The sequence below is a fragment of the Duganella sp. Dugasp78 genome, assembly GCF_059491455.1.
Window position 1 is genome coordinate 6,005,988 of record NZ_CP168506.1, and the last position, 18,605, is coordinate 6,024,592.

Annotated in this window: 13 protein-coding genes and 2 pseudogenes; 8 read left to right on the forward strand and 7 right to left on the reverse strand. The window is 64.9% G+C overall.

Features of this window, described 5'->3' with window-relative positions:
- Positions 1 to 51 precede the first annotated feature (51 nt).
- Complete coding sequence (locus tag ACEN9O_RS26605) at positions 52 to 3,273, reverse strand: ligand-binding sensor domain-containing diguanylate cyclase (RefSeq protein WP_495614802.1); 3,222 nt, start codon at positions 3,271 to 3,273, stop codon at positions 52 to 54.
- Between the two features lie 250 nt (positions 3,274 to 3,523).
- The gene (locus tag ACEN9O_RS26610; RefSeq protein ID WP_495614803.1) at positions 3,524 to 5,782 is read right to left on the reverse strand and encodes a carboxy terminal-processing peptidase; all 2,259 of its coding nucleotides are present in this window, start codon (positions 5,780 to 5,782) and stop codon (positions 3,524 to 3,526) included.
- Between the two features lie 489 nt (positions 5,783 to 6,271).
- Here ACEN9O_RS26610 and ACEN9O_RS26615 point away from each other — a divergent pair.
- The 5 genes and pseudogenes from ACEN9O_RS26615 to ACEN9O_RS26635 form a co-directional block, all read left to right on the forward strand.
- Positions 6,272 to 7,339 (forward strand): annotated as a pseudogene (locus ACEN9O_RS26615) (Cache 3/Cache 2 fusion domain-containing protein); the annotation flags it as partial.
- Between the two features lie 27 nt (positions 7,340 to 7,366).
- Positions 7,367 to 8,137 (forward strand): methyl-accepting chemotaxis protein, encoded by a 771-nt coding sequence (locus ACEN9O_RS26620; RefSeq protein WP_495618543.1) that lies wholly within the window; start codon positions 7,367 to 7,369, stop codon positions 8,135 to 8,137.
- A gap of 119 nt (positions 8,138 to 8,256) precedes the next feature.
- A complete protein-coding gene (locus ACEN9O_RS26625) occupies positions 8,257 to 8,619 on the forward strand; it encodes a DUF2946 family protein (protein WP_495614804.1) in 363 nt (120 codons plus the stop codon).
- A gap of 85 nt (positions 8,620 to 8,704) precedes the next feature.
- Complete coding sequence (locus ACEN9O_RS26630) at positions 8,705 to 9,322, forward strand: SCO family protein (RefSeq protein WP_495614805.1); 618 nt, start codon at positions 8,705 to 8,707, stop codon at positions 9,320 to 9,322.
- Complete coding sequence (locus ACEN9O_RS26635; RefSeq protein ID WP_495614806.1) at positions 9,319 to 9,753, forward strand: copper chaperone PCu(A)C; 435 nt, start codon at positions 9,319 to 9,321, stop codon at positions 9,751 to 9,753. Before ACEN9O_RS26630 ends, ACEN9O_RS26635 begins: the two co-directional genes overlap by 4 nt.
- A 23-nt stretch (positions 9,754 to 9,776) precedes the next feature.
- Here ACEN9O_RS26635 and ACEN9O_RS26640 read toward each other — a convergent pair whose 3' ends face one another.
- Positions 9,777 to 10,328 (reverse strand): hypothetical protein, encoded by a 552-nt coding sequence (locus ACEN9O_RS26640; protein ID WP_495614807.1) that lies wholly within the window; start codon positions 10,326 to 10,328, stop codon positions 9,777 to 9,779.
- 111 nt (positions 10,329 to 10,439) lie between these two features.
- Here ACEN9O_RS26640 and ACEN9O_RS26645 point away from each other — a divergent pair, with 111 nt between their 5' ends.
- The gene (locus ACEN9O_RS26645; protein ID WP_495614808.1) at positions 10,440 to 11,843 is read left to right on the forward strand and encodes an MFS transporter; all 1,404 of its coding nucleotides are present in this window, start codon (positions 10,440 to 10,442) and stop codon (positions 11,841 to 11,843) included.
- Here the strand turns inward: ACEN9O_RS26645 and ACEN9O_RS26650 are convergent.
- Entirely contained in the window at positions 11,797 to 12,687 is an 891-nt protein-coding gene (locus ACEN9O_RS26650; RefSeq protein WP_495614809.1) for a LysR family transcriptional regulator, read from the reverse strand. The two genes, ACEN9O_RS26645 and ACEN9O_RS26650, sit on opposite strands and share 47 nt — an antisense overlap.
- Positions 12,688 to 12,795: 108 nt before the next feature.
- Between ACEN9O_RS26650 and ACEN9O_RS26655 the strand changes: the two genes are divergently transcribed.
- Positions 12,796 to 13,635, forward strand: coding sequence for a pirin family protein (locus ACEN9O_RS26655; RefSeq protein ID WP_495618544.1), 840 nt, complete (start codon positions 12,796 to 12,798; stop codon positions 13,633 to 13,635).
- A gap of 17 nt (positions 13,636 to 13,652) precedes the next feature.
- On the forward strand, positions 13,653 to 14,261 hold the full coding sequence (locus tag ACEN9O_RS26660) for an isochorismatase family protein (protein ID WP_495614810.1): 609 nt from the start codon (positions 13,653 to 13,655) through the stop codon (positions 14,259 to 14,261).
- Here ACEN9O_RS26660 and ACEN9O_RS26665 read toward each other — a convergent pair.
- The 3 genes and pseudogenes from ACEN9O_RS26665 to ACEN9O_RS26675 form a co-directional block, all read right to left on the reverse strand.
- Entirely contained in the window at positions 14,244 to 16,262 is a 2,019-nt protein-coding gene (locus tag ACEN9O_RS26665) for an alpha/beta hydrolase family protein (protein ID WP_495614811.1), read from the reverse strand. The two genes, ACEN9O_RS26660 and ACEN9O_RS26665, sit on opposite strands and share 18 nt — an antisense overlap.
- Positions 16,263 to 16,319: 57 nt before the next feature.
- Positions 16,320 to 17,489, reverse strand: a complete 1,170-nt coding sequence (locus ACEN9O_RS26670) for a metallopeptidase domain-containing protein (protein WP_495614812.1) — start codon at positions 17,487 to 17,489, stop codon at positions 16,320 to 16,322.
- Positions 17,490 to 17,998: 509 nt separating this feature from the next.
- Positions 17,999 to 18,325, reverse strand: a pseudogene (locus ACEN9O_RS26675) (helix-turn-helix domain-containing protein); the annotation flags it as partial.
- Positions 18,326 to 18,605 lie beyond the last annotated feature (280 nt).

Consider the following 18,605-nt stretch of genomic DNA (forward strand, 5'->3'; position numbering starts at 1 on the left):
AAACTAGCTTAACCGATAACGGCCGCGCCAACAATACAGGCCGCAGGCCCTTCACGGAGCAGCCCACTGCAACGGTCCCTGATGGGGCGGCGCGACGATGGCCCGCATCTCGCCCGCCGCGACGGCCGCCTCGGCATCGGTCAGGAAACGGCGCACCGCCGCGTCCACCACGCGGGCGTCCGGCGCCGCCACCGCTTCCACGCCGACCCAGGCGTCGCGCCAGCCGCGCTTGGCCGCGTACAGGGCGGCGTCGGCCAGCCGCTGCAGCGTGTCCAGCGACGCCGCCGTCGGCAGCCCGGCCACCGGAGGATAGGCGACGAAGCCGATCGACACCGTCTTGCGCAGCACGCTGCCGTCCGGCAGCACATACGCATGGGCGGCGATGGCGGCGCGGATTTTTTCAGCCAGCTGCGCGCCCTGCCGGCGATCGACCAAGCGCGCCAGCAACAGGAATTCCTCGCCGCCCCAGCGCACCACGTAATCCGACGCCCGCAGACATTGCCTGAGCACGCCGGCGGTCTGGATCAGCACGGCGTCGCCGGCGGCGTGGCCGTACATATCGTTGACCTGCTTGAAGTGGTCGAGGTCGAGCATGAACATCAGCAGGTCGGAATCGGGCTGGCCGGTGCTGTGGCGGCGCTGCGCCAGGTCGAAATCGGCCTGGATGGCGTGTTCGAGGAAGCGGCGGTTGCGCAACTGCGTCAGCGGATCGGTCAGGCTGGCTTGCTCGATGCTGCGGTAGGCGCTCTCCAGCGCCGCCGTGCGTTCGGCCACCGTGCGTTCGAGCCAGGCGCCGCGCCGGCGCAACTGGCGCAGCCGCAGGCGGAACAGGCCGGCCACCAGCAAGGCCGCCAGCAGCGCCGCCAGCGCCCTGCTCCACCAGGTCTGGTACCACGCGGGCACGACGGCCAGGTCCATGCCCCATTCGTGCGGGCTCCAGACGCCGTTGCGGTTGCTGCCCTGCACATGCAGGCGGTAGCGCCCCGGCGGCAGCTGGGTGTAGGCGGCCACGCGGTCGCCGGCGTTCAGCGTGACCCAGTCGCGGTCGTAGCCGTCGAGGCGATAGCGGTAGCGCAGCTGCTGCGGCGCGCTGAAGTCCAGTGCCGCGAATTCCAGCCGCAGGTTGTGCTGGCCCGGCTGCAGGCTGCGCTGCGCCAGCTCGGCCGCGCCGGCCTGGGCGGCGCCGTCGATGCTGAGGCCGCTGGCGATCACCGGCGGCTGGTAATCCCAGTTGCGCAACAACGCCGGCCGCACCACCAGCAAGCCCTCCGGCGAGCCGAACATCAGGTCGCCGTTGCGCGCCAGCACCCGGCTGGCGATGTACAGCGTGCGAAAGCCGTTGCCGTCGGCGCGCTCGAAGCTGCGCCAGCGCCAGCTGACCGGATCGATGCGCACCCGGCCGCCGAGCCAGACCTGGCCCTGCGCGTCCTGCAGCAGCGACTCGGGCGGATGCGCGGGCAGGTGCAGGCGCGGCCCCAGCACGTCGAAATGGGCGGTCTGGCCGTCCCAGCGCTGCAGGATGGCGACGCCGCCCTGGGTGGCCAGCCACAGCTTGCCGTCGCGCGCCACCATCAGGTCCGGCACCCAGTCGTCGGGCAGGCTGTCGGCGCGCGACGGATCGCGCACGATGCGGCGCGCCCTGCCGCTGGCGGTGTCGAAGGCGTTGACGCCGTGATTGGTGCCGATCCACAGCGTGCCGTCCGGCGTGAAGGCCAGCGACTCGACCTCGCGCCCGGACAGCGTGCCGGGGTCGGCCGGGTCGTGCGCATAGGCGGTGATGCGGCCGGCCTCGCCGGGCGCGATGCGCGCCATGCCGTTGAGCGAACCCAGCCACAAAGCGCCGTCGGCGGCGAAGGTCATCGCCCGGATCGTGCCGCCGGGCAGGCCGCTGCGCTGGTCGTAGCGCCGGAAGCGACGCTGGCCAGGCGCCATGCGGTGCAGCATGCCGTCCAGCGTGCCGACCCAGATCACGCCGTCCGGTCCCTGCGCCATGCAGCTGATGGAACCGTCCGACAAGGCGCCGTCGGCCGCCGCGCCGGGACGGAAGCCGGCGCGCAGATGGCCGTCGCCGTCGAGCACGTCGATGCCGTTGCCGTTGGTGCCCAGCCAGCGCATGCCATCGGCCGTCTCCAGCATGCGCACCACCGCCGGATGGCTGATGCCTTCGCTGTTGGCGGGGCTGTGGCGGAACTTGAGGAAGGCGCGGCCGCGCGGATCGTGCCAGGCCAGGCCGCCGCCCCAGGAGCCGGTCCAGACCAGGCCGGAGCGGTCAACCATCAGGGCACCGATGCGGTCGCCGCCGATGCTGTTGAGGTCGCCGCCGTCGTGGCGCAGCCGGTCCACCACCTGCAGGGTGCGCATGTCGACGACGTCGATGCCGCCGCCGAAGGTGCCCAGCCACATTTCATCGGGCGTGGCCTGGGCGATGGCGTAAATCCAGAAGTGGCTCAGTCCCGCCCCGCCGCTCTTGCCGCGCGGCGCCAGGCGTTGCAGGCGGCCGCTGGCCGGGTCCAGCACCGCCGCGCCGTTCTGCGCGGTACCGATCCAGATGCGGCCGCGCTCGTCCTGGAACAGCCGGGTCAAGGACTGGCCGGCCAGCGAGCCCGGATCGCGCGGGTCGGAAGCGACCCGTTCGAAGCCGGCCCCGGTCCAGCGCTGCAGGCCGCCGCGCGTGCCGATCCAGATGCCGCCGTCGCGGTCGGCCAGCACGGCGCGGGCCTGGTTGCTGGCCAGGCTGGACGCATCGCGCTCGTCGTGGCGGAAATGCCGGAAGCCGCCGCTGGCGGGATCGAAGCGGTCGACGCCGTTGTCGGTGGCGATCCACAGGCGGCCGTCGCGGTCCTCGACGATGGATTCGACGCGGTCGTTGCCGAGGCTGGCCGGATTGGCGCCGTCATGCCGGTATTGGGTGAAGCGCTCGCTGCGCGGATCGAACACGGCCAGGCCGCCGCTGATGGTGCCGACCCACACGCGGCCATCGCGCGCCGCCAGCAAGGAGCGCACATAGCTGCCGCCCAGCGTGGTGGCGTCGCTCGCCTTGGGACGGAATACCCGGTAGGCATAGCCGTCGTAGCGGACCACGCCATCCTGGGTGCCGATCCAGATCAGGCCGTGCCGGTCCTGCGCCATGGCCGTGCTCAAATGGGCCGGCACGTCGTCCGGCACCGCCATGCGCTCGAACGAGACGAGGCCGGGCCGGCTTTGCGCCTGCACCGGCGTCACGGCCAACAGCAGCCACAGCACCGCAACCATACGCACCAGTAAAGATTTCACGACAGTCGCTCGCAAAGTGCAATGTTGAGAATGCCATTATTGCACGCACGCATTTAATTTTGAGCAAAAAAAAGCCCGCTACGGGAGCGGGCTAAATCTATTTCCTTGGAGGAGAATAGAGGAGACAGGTGAATGATGCTGCATCGCGGCATATAGATCCAATTTATATTGGCAATAGCAGTTATTTTCGATGTGAATAACTCAAAAAAATAGCCCCGCAAACCACGCGGGGCTATCTTCGACAGGCAGCTTATTTGCTGGCGTCCATCGCGTAAGGCAGCACGCGTGAGGCCATGCGGGTGTCGGTTTTCAGGAAGCCCACCTCGTCGGCCAGGATGTGCACCGCTTCGTTCAGCAGCACGTCCTTGGCGGCCTTGGCGGCTTTTTCCGCATCCAGTTCCGCCGTCAGCGAGCGCTCGTCGCCCTGCAGGCCGTCGTCGGTGCGCAACGCGCCCTTGACCGCCGCCACTTTCGGCGATGGCGCCGTCTTGCCGTTGGCCGGCTTGGCGGAGATCGCCTTGTTCAGCGCGTCTTTCGGATCCGGCAGCAGGACCGGGTCATCCGCGCCCAGGGTGTTCGACAGCAGGCGCGCCTCGCGCAACTTGGCGCGCGCTTCCTGGGTATCGCGTTCCTTGCGGCGCACGGTCTCGTTCAGCGAGATCAGGTTGTCCTTGCGCTGCTTCTTGACCAGGGCGATGTCCTCGGTCAGGTACTGGAAGTCCTTGTCCTTGGCCACGCGCGCCTCGTGTTTCTTGTCCAGCAGCGGCAGGATGTCCTTCAGGTCGCCGGTCGGGATGTACGGCGCCGGCTTGATCGAGGTCCACGGCAAGGCGTTGTCGTAGCTCGATTCGCCGAAGGTGTCGGAATCGCCCATGGTCGGCAGCTTGATGTCGGGCGTGACGCCGCGCAGCTGCGTGGTGCCGCCGTTGATGCGGAAGAACTGCGCGATGGTCATCTTCAGCTCGCCGTAGTGCACCTTGTCGCTCTGGGCGAAGCGGTCCAGGCCGAAGATGGTCTGCACCGTCCCCTTGCCAAAGCTCGGCTCGCCGATGATGACGCCACGGCCGTAATCCTGGATCGCGGCCGCGAAGATCTCGGAGGCCGAGGCCGAACCGCGATTGATCAGCACGCCCAGCGGACCGTCCCAGGCCATGCCGGGATTGGTGTCGCTTTCGACCTCGATCTTGTTGTCGCCAGTGCGCTGCTGCACCACCGGCCCCTTGTCGATGAACAGGCCGGTCAGCGCCACCGCCTCGGACAGCGAACCGCCGCCGTTGTTGCGCAGGTCGATCAGCACGTTGTCGACTTTTTCCTTCTTCAGCTCGCCCAGCAGGCGGGCCACGTCGCGGGTCGCGCTCTTGTAGTCCTTGTCGCCCTTGCGGCTGGCTTCGAAGTCCTGGTAGAAGGTCGGCAGCGAGATCACGCCGATGCGGCGCTTGGCCGTGCCGTCCTTGACCTCCAGGATGGATTTCTTGGCCGACTGCTCTTCCATGCTGATCTTCTTGCGCACCAGCGAGATGGTGGTGTGCTTGCCGTCGACGCCGGCGTCGACCGGCAGGATGTCCAGGCGCACGGTGGAATCCTTAGGACCGCGGATCAGAGCGACCACGTCGTCGATGCGCCAGCCCAGCACCTCGGTCATCGGCGAGCTGTCGTCCTTGGCCACGCCGAGGATCTTGTCGCCAACCTTGATCTTGCCCGACAGGCCGGCCGGGCTGCCCGGCACCACTTCGCGCACCACCGTGTATTCATCGCGGGTCTGCAGCACGCAGCCGATGCCTTCCAACGACAGGCGCATGGCGATGTCGAAGTTCTCCGACGCGCGCGGGCCCAGGTAATTGGTGTGCGGCTCGATCGACATGGCGTAGGCGTTCATGAAGATCTGGAACACGTCTTCATTGGTCAGCTTGCGCGAGCGGCTGACGTAGTTCTCGTAGCGCTTGTCGAGCGTCTCGCGGATGCCCTTGTCGTCCTTGCCGGCCAGCTTCAGGCGCAGCCAGTCGTTCTTGACGCGCTTGCGCCACAGCTCCTTCATCTCAGCGTCGCTCTTGACCCAGTCGGCCTTCTCGCGGTCGTACTGATAGCTCTCGTCGAGCGAGAAATCGGGCTTGGTCTTGAGCAGCTCGCGGGCGTAGGCGATGCGCTCGTTGAAGCGCTGCTGATACAGATTGTAGATGGCGAACGGCACGCTGAGGTTCTCGCCGTTGATGGCGTCGTCCAGGCGGGTGCGGACGATGGCGTACTGGTCGAGGTCGGCCTGGGTGAAGAACAATTTTTCCGAATCCAGCGATTTGAAATAGCGGTCGAAGATTTTTTCCGACATCGCATCGTCTAACGGAGTGGCTTTGTAATGCAGTTTAGTCAATACCCGCGAGGCCCAGACGGCCGCCTGGGCTTGGCCCGGCTGGGGTTTGAGTACGGTATCTGCTGCCGCTTTTTCCGGCACGGCAGCGCCGGCCTGCACTGACAGCGCCGCCAACACGGCCACTAACAGTATTTGCTTCTTCATCGGCTTACTCCGAAACGTAGTGTTATCAATTAATCGTCGCGCGCAGTGCTCCTGCCTGCCGTTCCATTCTACAGGATAGGCCGCACCCCGGCGCTGGGAGTTTGCAGTGTCCCTGCCCAGGCTTAAGCCAGACTGAAATGAAACTGGTTTCAGTTTTTTCGATAAATATGTTGCCGTGCAGCAAAAATGTGGTATTATGCCGGTCTTGTATTTTTTGACGGCCCGCCACGCAATACTCCGGCAGAGCCCGTACGCCTCGACTCGCGAGGCGCCTTAGCAGCAGCTTCGCCTCACGCAGTCGCTCCCCCGGAGCATGCTCGATTCAGAGCGCCCTCAATCCGCAGCACCTTGATCTCAAAAACAATGCAAACCTTTACTATGAATCCCCGCGACTGGGGTGTCGGCACCAAGATTACCGTGTTCACCTTCGGCCTGATCGCCGTCATCCTGGCCATGCTGCTCAGCCTGATCAACATGAGCACCTCGGCCATGCTGACCGAGCGCGCCAAGGCCAACGTCGCCAACACGCTGGGCGGCATCAGCAACACGGTCGACGTGTTCAACACCGCCATGACCAACGAGGCGTCCAGCTTCGCCCGCCTGTTCGCGGCCGGCTTCGGCGACGGCAAGTTCACGCTCGACAGCGCCGCCGCCGTCGACATCGGCGGCAAGGCCACGCCCTCGCTCAAGCTCGACGGCAAGACGCTGAACCTGGACTTCACCATTCCCGACAAGTTCACCGCCGACACCGGCGTGGTCGCCACCATCTTTGCCGCCAGCGGCGAGGAGTTCGTGCGCGTGAGCACCTCGCTGAAGAAGGAAAACGGCGAGCGCGCCGTCGGCACCCAGCTCGACCACGCCCATCCGAGCTACGCGCCGCTGCGCGCCGGTGGCAACTACATCGGCCTGGCCACGCTGTTCGGCAAGCAGTACATCACGTAATACGATCCGATCCGGGACGCCAGCGGTCGGGTCATCGGCGTGCTGTTCATCGGCCTCGACATCTCGAAGAACATGGCCATGCTGAAGGAAAAGATCAAGGCCATCAAGATCGGCGACACCGGCTACATCTACGTGGTCAACGCCGCGCCGGGCAAGACGCTGGGCACGGCGCTGGTGCACCCGACCAAGGAGGGCCAGAACCTGATCGACAGCGCCAGCAGCGACGGCCGCCCGTTCATCAAGGACATGCTGGAGGCCAAGGAAGGTTCGATGCGCTACCACTGGGCCGACAGCGCCGACGCCGCGCCGCGCGAGAAAATGGTCGAGTTCCATACCTTCAAGCCGTGGAACTGGCTGATCGTCGGCGGCACCTACAGCGAAGAGATCACCCGCGAAGCCGGCCAGCTGCGCAACCGCTACGCCGCGCTGGGCCTGGTGTCGCTGGCCTTGTTTGCCGTAATCCTGTTCCTGCTGGTGCGCGCCAACATCACCCGTCCGCTGGCCCGCGCCGAAGCGGCCGCGAGCCGCATCGCCCAGGGCGACCTGGACGTGCAACTGGCCATCGATAACAAGGACGAGATCGGCCTGGTGCTGCGCGCACTGAACGGCATCAGCAAGAACCTGTCCGGCGTGGTCGGCCAGGTGCGGCTGGGCGCCGAGCAGATCGCCACCGCCTCCAACGAGATCGCCGCCGGCAACCTGGACCTGTCGTCGCGCACCGAAGAGCAGGCCTCCAGCCTGGAAGAAACCGCGGCGTCGATGGAGCAGCTGAGCAGCGCCGTCAAGCAGAACGCCGACAACGCCGCCCAGGCCAACCAGATGGCGCTGGCCGCCTCCGGCATCGCCGCCAAGGGTGGCGAAGTGGTGGCGCAGGTGGTCGACACGATGGGCTCGATCAACCAGTCCTCGCGCAAGATCGTCGACATCATCTCGGTCATCGACGGCATCGCCTTCCAGACCAATATCCTGGCGCTGAACGCGGCGGTGGAAGCGGCGCGCGCGGGCGAACAAGGCCGCGGCTTCGCGGTGGTGGCGTCGGAAGTGCGCAACCTGGCGCAGCGCTCAGCCACCGCGGCCAAGGAAATCAAGGCGCTGATCGACGACTCGGTCAGCAAGGTCGACATCGGCAGCGCGCAGGTGGCGCAGGCCGGCACGACGATGCAGGAAGTGGTGGTCAGCGTGCGCCGCGTGACCGACATCATGGCCGAGATCAGCAGCGCCAGCGACGAGCAGCGCGCCGGCATCGGCCAGGTGCACCAGGCGATCGCGCAGATGGACCAGGTCACGCAGCAGAATGCCGCGCTGGTCGAGGAAGCGGCGGCCGCCGCGCATGCGCTGCAAGACCAGGCCGCCGATCTGGAACAAGTGGTGCGGATCTTCAAGCTCAGCGAGACCCCGCTTGCGCTGAAGTAGTCTTACCCCACCGCCGGGTGGGGTCTGACCCCGTTCGGGGTCAGACCCCTAAGTGGTGTGGCCCGCCCATCGCTGAGGTGTGCGGGGTTCGACGTCCGCTATTGCCCTATAATTGCGGCATGGGTAAATTTCTGAAGCACCGGCGCGGCCACAGCCTGATCGTCTGCATAGCGATTTTGCTGAACCTGCTCGCCCCGGCGATCGGCCACGCGATGGCCACGCTGGCGCGCGATCCGCTGGTGCTGGAAATCTGCAGCGCCACGCTGGCCAGGCCAGCGCCGGGCGACACCTCCGCGCACGTGCTCAAGCATTGCGTGTTCTGCGCCACCCACGCCGACACCTACGCGCCGCCGCCAACGCCGGCCGGCCTGCTCACGATGCAGCGCGGGCACGACGCCTATCCGGCGCTGCACTATCAATCCCCCGCTCCGCTGTTCAACGGGTCCAGCGCGCAGCCGCGCGGACCGCCCGCCCTGTCCTGATGTTCCCGTAGACCGCATGCAGCTGCGCCACACCGGCGACGGCTGGCGTGCGCCTGTTCACGCAACAAAACTCACAGGATTTACCATGCAACGCCGTACCCTGATTACCGCGCTGGCCGCAGTGGCTGCACTGCCGCTGGCCGCGCATGCCGCGTCGCCGGCCTACACCGGCATCGACATCACCGGCAGCAGCATAGGCCCGGACTTCCGCCTGTTCTACAACGACGGCAAGCCCGCCTCGCTGCACGACTTCAAGGGCAAATACGTGCTGCTGTTCTTCGGCTTCACGCAATGCCCGGACGTCTGCCCGACCGCCTTGTCGCGCGCGGTCGAGACCAAGAGGCTGCTGGGCGCCGATGGCGACAAGCTACAAGTCGTCTTCGTCACCGTCGATCCCGAACGCGACACAGCCGCGCTGCTGGCCGAGTACATGCGCGCCTTCGATCCGGCCTTTGTCGGCCTGCGCGGCGACGCGGCGCAAACCGCCAGGGCCGCCAAGGACTTCAAGATCTTCTACCGCAAAGTCCCCAGCGGCAGCTCGTACACGATGGACCACACGGCCATCACCTATGTGTTCGACGCCACCGGCAAGATCCGCCTCGCCTTCAAGCACGAGCAAACCGCCCAGCAGTGCGCAGCCGATCTGCGCCAACTGATGCAACCTAAAAAAGAAACCAGCTTCCTGAAAGGATTATTCCAATGAAACGCATGATCTACCTGACGCTCCTCGCCGCCCTGCCCGCCTTCGCCCAAGTCACCGTCAGCGAGGCCTGGGTGCGCGGCACCGTGGCCTCGCAAACAGCCACCGGCGCCTTCATGACGCTGACCTCGGCGAAAGACAGCCGCCTGGTCGGCGCCAGCTCGCCGGCGGCCGGCGTGGTCGAGGTGCACGAAATGAAAATGGTCAACGACATGATGCGCATGCGCCAGATCGACGCCCTGGCGCTGCCAGCCGGCCAGGCGGTCCAACTGGCCCCCGGCGGCTACCACCTGATGCTGATGCAGCTGAAGCAGCCGCTGGCCGACGGTGCAAAGATTCCGCTGACGCTGGAGTTTGAGGATGCCAACAAGGTCCGCAGCAAGGTCGCGCTGGACGCCGTCGTCAAGCCCTTGAACAGCGCGCCCCAGCACTAAGCGCTAAGCGCGCGCGGTGGCCGTCAGATCGCTCTAAGCAGCGGCCACCAGTAAGGCACCGACCACCACAGCAAGCCGGCGATCAGCAGATAGGGCCAGGAGCGCAGGGAGATTTTCCAGTCGACCGTCGACGGCCAGCAAGCCAGGAACTGCGGCGCCACGGCGAACGCCAGCGCCAGGTCTATCCACTGGAAATGCAGTCCGGCCCGGGTGCGCCACCACGCCACCACGAACGGCAGCAACACCACCACAAACGGCGCCAGCGCGGACGGCGCCGCGTTGTACCAGCGCACCCGCGTCAGGCGCACCGAGCCCAGCTCCCAGCCCTGCCCGACCCGGCGCGGAATGACGGTGAAGGCGGCCGGCCGCGCATACGTCACCAGGCCGGCGAGGAAATGCGCCAGCTCGTGACAGATCGTTCCAGCGACGGTAAACAAGAAAAAGATGGGATGCCGCGCCGACAAGGCACGGATCAGCAACGCCAGCACAAGGGACGGCGCCAGATACAACAGGATGTCGCGGTGATGGCATAACCACGCCGGCGCGAGCGTACTACATTCAAACAGGCTGCTCATGGCCGCATCGTCGCACGCTGGCGGCAGCCCGTCAATTGCACACAATATAGTTGTACGACGTCTGACATCTAAGTTATGATCGCTTCAAAACCACCATAACAAGGAGACCGCATGACATCGCAGCCCATCAAAGCGAGCCGGGTACGCTGGCTGATACTCGCCACCCTGTTCGCCGTCACCACCATCAACTACGCCGACCGCGCCACCATCGCGATCGCCGGGCCGGAAATCAAGAAGCTGCTGGGCCTGTCACCGGTGCAGATGGGCTTTGTATTCTCGGCCTTCGCCTGGTCCTACGTGCTGGCGCAACTGCCGGGCGGCTGGCTGCTGGACCGCTTCGGCTCCAAGCGCACCTACTTTTTCAGCATCTTCCTGTGGTCCAGCTTTACGATGTTGATGGGCACCGTGGGCTTCCTGACGGGTGCCGCCGCGGTCACGACGCTGTTCTGCCTGCGCCTGTTGATCGGCGCCGCCGAAGCGCCCTCCTTCCCCGGCAACAGCCGGCTGGCCTCGGCCTGGTTCCCGACGGCCGAACGCGGGACGGCGGCGGCCATCTTCAACTCCGCCCAGTATTTCGCCTCGGTGCTGTTCGCGCCGCTGATGGGCTGGCTGGTCCACAGCTACGGCTGGGAGAGCGTGTTCTATGTGATGGGCGCGCTGGGCATCGTCATGGCCTTCATCTGGCTCAGGACAGTCTACGGGCCGAAGGACCATCCCCGCATCAACGCGGCCGAGCTGGCCTACATCGAAGCGGGCGGCGCGCTGGTGGATTTGGAAAGCAAGGACAAGGCGGTCGCCACCACCACGCTCGACACCTGGTCGTGCATCCGCCAACTGCTGGGCAACCGCATGCTGCTGGGCGTCTACATCGGCCAGTACTGCATCAACACGCTGACCTACTTCTTCCTGACCTGGTTCCCGGTCTACCTGGTCAGCGAGCGGCACATGACGATCCTGAAGGCCGGCTTCGTGGCCGCGCTGCCGGCGGTGGCGGGCTTTCTCGGCGGCGTGCTGGGCGGCGTGATCTCCGACCGCATGATCAAATCCGGCACCTCGCTGTCGATGGCGCGCAAGACGCCCATCGTTGGCGGCATGCTGCTGGCGATGTCGATGATCGTCTGTAACTACGTCGATGCCGACTGGCTGGTGGTGCTGGTGATGTCGCTGGCCTTCTTCGGCAAGGGCGTCGGCGCGCTGGGCTGGGCGGTGGTGGCGGATACCTCGCCGAAGGAAGCCGGCGGCATGAGCGGCGCCTTGTTCAACACCTTCGGCAACACGGCCGGCATCACCACGCCCATCGTGATCGGCTACATCCTGCAGGAGACCGGCTCGTTCGCCGGCGCCCTGGTGTTCGTCGGCGCCAACGCCGCCGTCACGGTGCTGTGCTACGTGCTGATGGTCGGCGAAATCAAGCGCTTCGAATTCAGGACGCCGGTGCTGCGCCATATCGACGGTACGACGCGGGATGCTACGTATGCTCAATCTTCCCCAAATGCTCCCGCAGGAAATCAATGAAGCGCTGAATCTTCGCTGGCAGCAGTCGCGTTTCCGTCAGGGCATAGACGGGAATCGGTGTGGCCTGCCAATCCGGCAACACCCGGCGCAGCCGGCCGGCGGCCACGTCGTCAGCGGCGATGTCCCTGGCCAGCACGGCGATGCCCATATGTCGTGCGGCGAGACGCTGAATCATACTGACGCTGTTGAGCAGAAAACGACCGCCAACCACGACCTCCGTCAGGGTATCACCCTGAAGCAAAGACCACCTATCGGGCTCGGAGGCGCGTAATCTGAGGCATTCATGCCGGGCCAGGTCGGCCACCTTTCTTGGCTCTCCGGCGGCCTCCAGATAGCCAGGCGAAGCATAAAGATAGCGCGGCAGTACCGCGAGCTGGCGCGCTACCAAATTCGAGCTCGGCGGCTCTCCCATGCGGATCGCCACATCGACCGGCTCCGTGACCAGATCGACCGGCCGCGAGCTCAGATCCAATTCAAACCTGATGCCGGGATAACTGCGGGCGAACTCGGCGATCAGCGGCGCCAGGAAGATATTGGCGAAACCTTCCGGCATCGAAGCGCGCAACACGCCGCTGGGCTGCTCCAGCATGTCCCCGAGCTGCTCGTGAGCCAAATTGGCTTCGTCGACGATGCGTTTGCAGCGTTCGAAATAGAGCTGACCGGCTTCGGTCAATTCGATCTTGCGCGTGGTCCGGTGCAGCAGCCGCAACCCGATCGACTTCTCCAGTGCAGTGACGCGCCTCGACAAGGTGGAGTTCGGCACGCCGGTCGCGGCGGTCGCACCACGAAAACTCATCGCTTTGACGACCTCGACGAAGAGCGCCATGTCATTCAGTCGTTTCATGGTTATTGCGCCAAAAATGGATCAGTGATCTCCATTTTCACATATTTACATCAAATATGCACCGATGCATGATGGCGCCTCACCATCATCGAGGAGTAGCACATGACTCTGCCCACCATCGCCCGCCTGCAGCCCATGAACCACGGCAGCCACTTCCGCGCCTATACGCTGCGCGGGGGCCAGGCGGCCGAGCCGATCGATCCGATCCTTGGCGTCGATCACGCGTGGATCAGCGCGCCCACGTTTCCGCCGCATCCGCATGCCGGTTTCTCGGCGGTCTCGTATCTGTTCCTCGACTCGGAAACCGGCGTCGACAACCGGGATTCCCTCGGCAATCGCAACCTGATCGCGCCGGGCGGCCTGCACTGGACCGCCGCCGGCCGCGGTCTGGTGCACGAAGAGGTCCCCGTCGAGACGGGCAAGACCGTCCACATGCTGCAAATCTTCGTCAACCTCGCCCGCGAAAAGCAGCACGACGCACCGCATGCGCTCAGCCTGGCGCCGGAGGATGTGCCGGTTGTGCAACTGCCCGGCACAAAGGTGCGCGTGCCGCTCGGCAGCTTCGGCCAGGCGCGGTCTCCGCTGCGCCCGCCGACCGCGATCACCCTGCTTGATATCAGCCTGGACGACGGCGCCGAACTGACGGTTCCGGTTCCGGCAGGCCAGAGCGCTTTCGTCATGCCGATCCACGGCGAATTGACGGTCAACGGGCAGACCTACGAGCTCGACAAATTCACCTTGCCGGCCTTTTCGGCGCAGGCGGCCACCCACGCGATCTCGCTCGCGGCCGTTCAGGGCTGCGCCAAGGCCGTGCTGTTTACCGGTTCGCCCCTGCGCCAGCCGGTGCATTGGCAAGGCCCGATGGCGCTCGCTTCGACCGAGGCCCTTGCCGCCGCCATCGCGGCTTATCAACGCGGTGATTTCGGCACATTGGAATCCCCCATTTAACCCCAAGGAGAAATACCATGACCTTCCAGCGATTCACCAGCGACAATGCCGCCCTTCTGCTGATCGACCATCAGGTCGGTACGATGGGCTGGGTCAAGTCCACCACGTTCGACGAAATGAAACGCAACGCCCTGATCCTGGCCCAGGCGGCCAAGATCCTGAAGCTGCCGACCGTGCTGACTTCCAGCATGGAGGAAGCCGCCCAAGGCCCGCTGCTGGACGAATTGGCATCCATCTTGCCAACCGAGTTTGCCGGCCGCGTCAAGCGTCTGGGCATCGTCAACGCCATGGACGATGAACACTTCGCCGCCGCCGTCAAGGCCACCGGACGCAAGCGGCTGATCCTGGCTGGCGTGACCAATGACGTGTGCACGGTCTACCCGGCGTTAAGCCTGGTGAGCCAGGGCTACGAGGTGCAGGTGGTTGCCGATGCCGGCGGTTCGCCGACCAGGATGGCCGACGACATCGCGTTGCGCCGCATGGAACGGGCCGGCGTCACGTTGACCACAACCAATCAACTGATCGCTGAACTGGCAGGCAGCTGGTCCACGCCGCAAGGCAGCCAGCTGGTTCAGATGCTGATGGGCACCGACGCCGGTGCGGCGCCGTCAACGACCACCGCTTGATGCTTTGGCCTGGTCCGCTGCATTCAAGTAGCGCGCCAGGAACTCCTCCAGCGTCTTCAATACTTTCAGCTTATTCGCGGGAAGGAAAAAGCCGTGGCCTTCGGACCTCACTTGCAAATATTCCGGCGGATTGTCGGCGCGTCGCAGGGCGTCACGCATCGCAGTGCCTTGGGCCAGTGGCGTGATATCGTCGGCGCTACCGTGAATTAACAAAACCGGCAACTTGATCTGGTCCGCGAGGAACGTCGGCGAATTCAGTCGGTGCTGTGCAGCGTCGGTGCCCAGGTATCTGCGCAATATTCCGTCGGCGACCTTGGGCTCTTCCTTGTCGGCGGTACTGAGCAACAGCGGCAGATCGTACACCCCGGCATACCCCACTGCGCAACGAAACATTTGCGGCGCGCGCGCAGGCAGCATCATCGCCGAGTAGGCGCCAAAGCTGATGCCGAACACGCACACACGGCTTTTGTCGGCGACGCCGCCGGCGATCGCCCATTGAACGCCGTCGATCAGATCCTCCTGGATTTTCCCACCCCACTGCGTGTACCCGGACTCGATGAAAGCATCGCCTCTGCCGCCCGATCCTCGATAGTTGACCTGCAAAACCGCATACCCGCGGCTGGCCAGGAATTGCGCGTACGGATCGAAGGTCCAGTCGTCAGCGATGCCGTGCGGGCCGCCGTGCGGCAGCAGCACCATCGGCAGCGGCCCGGCGCGGCGCTGAAAAGGCAGGGTCAGGAAACCGTGCAGCTGGACGCCGTCGCGCGCGCTAAAGCTGATCGGCTTGCGCTCGCCCATTTCGTCGGGATCGATTTTTTCCAGCGTGGAAAACAGCAAGTCGGCCCGATTGGTGGCGGCGTCGTAGATGTAGAACGCACCCGGATCGCGCCCGCTGCTGACACTGAACAGCATCTTGCTGTTGTCGTCGGCGGTGTTCAGCAGGCTCACGAAGCTGTCGGGAAACTGGCTGCTCAGGCGCTGATGCACCTGCGCCAGCGGCGAGGCCGGATCGAGATAATGCAGCCGCGGCAACCCGCCAGCCAGCACCCAGCCGAAGGGCTCGGCCGAATTACGTCCGGCGCGGACCAGTTCGACGTCGAAAACCGGGTCGGCGGCTATCACCGTCCTGGCGCCGCTTTCCATGTCTTGCCTCACCAGATAGGCCGGCTTGCCGGCTTCGGCAATCTGCGCATACACCGCGCTGTCGTCGGCCGAGAAGGCGAGCGGCTCGAGCTTCGTTTCACCGTCGCGGCGGCGGTTCGGCTCCCAGGTGAGCGTGTTGGAGTCGAATTTCAGGTACAAGGCCTTGCCGTCAGCGGTGTAGCCGATGGCGAACCGCGGCTGCGACTGGTGGTCAAGCAGCATGCTGAGCCCCGCGAACGGCAGCTCCAGCAAGGTCGTGCGCGTGTTCGCCACACTGTCGACCTCGTACAGCGCGCTGGACTTTTGTTCAAAGTCGATCTCAGTCAAGTAGAACCTGCCATTGCGTTTGGACGGCAAGCCGGAGACGATGCCATAGCCGTAATCGGCGCCCTTCCTGCGCCAGCGCCCATACAAATAATCCTGATGGCTTCCATCGAGCTCGACCGTGAGGATTTCACCGGTCGGTGTCGGCTTTTCTTTGAGACCGAAGTCGCGCGCCTTGGTCACGATCAACCTTGTGTTGCTGACCCACCAGTGACGCGCCGGCACTTCGAAGCGCTCCATCTTGATTGCCGTGATGATTTTGTGGTCCTGCAAACGGAGGATCGCCAATGTGGGCACCGTGCCGATCCAGTCGGGCATCGTGGTGATCACCGCGATGTATTTACCATCGGGCGACAGCACCGGATCACGGTAAGTGTCTTCGCTGACGAAATGCTCGGCCGGCACCAGCGGCGTGGCCGGCGTAGCCCAAGACGGCGCCGCCAGCATGAACACGCAGGCCCATGCGGCAAGCAACTGAAGCTGAACTGCGGGAGATCGGCGGAAAAACAGCTTTTTCTGGTAGATCCCGCCCATTTTCCGCCTTATTAAATAGTTAATATAACGGGATTATGCCAGAACGCGACAGCTTCGCTAGCGCGGCGCCGCGCGCTGGACACGGAACGTATCACCCTGTGCGTCGCTGCTCAACAGCGTGACCGACAGTTCGCCCACCACCACCGTCTGGCCGACCGCCAGCAGCGCCTGGAAGTGTTGTTCATCGCTGTCGCCGGGCGGTTGCACGCGGACCGCGCCGCCATGCAAGGTGAGCCGTGTATCGACGGTGTAGACCAGCAGGCCGGCGCGCGGCAGTTTGCTGTCGTAGCCTTCGGCGCGCCGGCTCTCCACCGCCAGCACCGTGTTCGGGCCGGTCGGCGCCACGGCCAGCTTGACGCCGCCCGCACGTTCGACCGGCGTCAGCGTGACGGTAGTGGTGGTGTCGGTGCAGAGCACCTGTGTGTCGTCCAGCCAGCCCAGCTGCCAGCGCTCCCAGCCCAGGTACTCCGGCGCCCTGCCCGTCGGGTTGCCCATCGCGCTGAATTCGCCGACGTAGGTGTGCCACAGCTGCCTGGGCGGGCGCGGGCCGGCCAGGTCGACCAGCGACATCGCATGGCCAATTTCGTGCACGAACCAGGTCCAGCCCAGGATCGGCAAATCGCTGCCCGAGGTGGCGCCGTTGATGAACTCCCTGCCGCCTGCCTGCACGCCAAAGCCCGGCGAGGCGGTGAAGGCCGGTCCCCAGTCGATCGCCCCGGTGGCGGGATTGGCGATCACCAGGATGGCGTCGCTGCCGGCGTAGTCGACGGACGGCCCGGCCAGGTCGATCGCTTCCTGCAAATACGCGCGGTGCGTCATGAACGAGGCACCGCGGCCGAAGTGGTAGTCGGCCGAGGGTTTGCGCATGCGTATCCAGCGCGCATCGGGAGCCAGCGTCACCTCCAGTTGGCCGTACGAGACGGCCTTAAAGTATTGCTCCGCGCGCGGCGAGATAATCGCCATCACCTCGCGCGGCGCCATCGTGGCCGGAGCATCGCTGAAATCGACGAACAGCACGCGGAAGCGCAGCTGCCCGCTGGTCTTAAGGCGCAGTGGATTGCGCGGAAAGCCGAGGCCGACGTCGCTGCGCAAGCGCATTTCCGGCAGCCGGCAAGCGGCCAACGGATCGGCCTTCCCAGCTGCGGCACTGGCCCCGGCCGCAAAGGCGGGCAGCGCCAGCAGGGCCGCCAGCGCACCGGCTGCGCATCGCAACAGCAGCGCCCTCATGCGCCGCCGCCCGCAACCGCCGCGACGCTGCTCTCATACGAAAAGCCATGCTGTTGAAGGATGTCCACCAATTCCTCCGGCGTGCTGCCCAGCTTGAGGTGCTCGGCCACCCAGGCGCGCCATGCGGGCGTGATGACGAGCGGCTCCGGCGCCAGCTCGGTGCCGGTAATGATCCCCGCCAGCAGCGGGTTGATGCGCTTGCTGTCGATCAGGTGCTGCACCACCGTGTGGCCCGACTGCGGAAACGGATACAGTGTGCAATTGCCCATCGCCGCCAAACGATGCGCATGCATGGCGTCGAGGTTGACCGACTCGGTGGAACCGGGCCGGTCGGGCTTGGTGCCGAACACGATATGCAAGCGGCTCTGCCCGCCTGCCCGCTCCCGCCCCAGCGCCGCCAGATCGTAGTAGCCCGACGCCGGCGGATCCTGCTCCAGCGCACGCATCACGGCGATCCAGCGATACTCTGTTCGTTTGCTTGCCGAATTGACCCGCTCAGTTTGACCCGCCCGCCATACCCTCGCAAACGCTGCGACCCTGTCGTAAGAACCTTCAAAACCCAACTGCTTTAGGTCCTCGTGGATCTGCTTTAACGTACGTCGCTGCTTGCGAGACTTTGCTGCTTCGTCCGTTAGCATCCCCGATAGTTGGAACGCATACTTGTCGATCGCACTCGGCGTTCGCCGATCTGCATAGGAAGGCTCAGTCATCTCCGCGCGCAGGTAGCGTCGGACGGTGTTGCGAGAGATGCCCAATCGCCTGGCGATTTCTCTCAAGGGGATCTGGTCACGAATGTGCCAGCGTCTAATAATTCCAAGTAGTGCCACGTCGATCACTCCAATCCCCTACTCATCATCATAAGTAGGATTGTGGTCTAAACGTGGGTCAGATTCTGATGCAAATTACGGGGTAAGATGGGTCAGTTTTCGGTGCAAATCAACACTCTATATATCGCTGTTTCCACAATGCCGCCTCTATATGAAAGCCTACATGACGTAGTCTGAACGATAGATTTCTATGTGGCAATTAATTTTTTCATCAGAACATTCGCGCTACCTCGAAGAGGTCTTCATGAAATTAGCGTCTCTCTTAGGTGAACGATGCCAAGCGGCCACG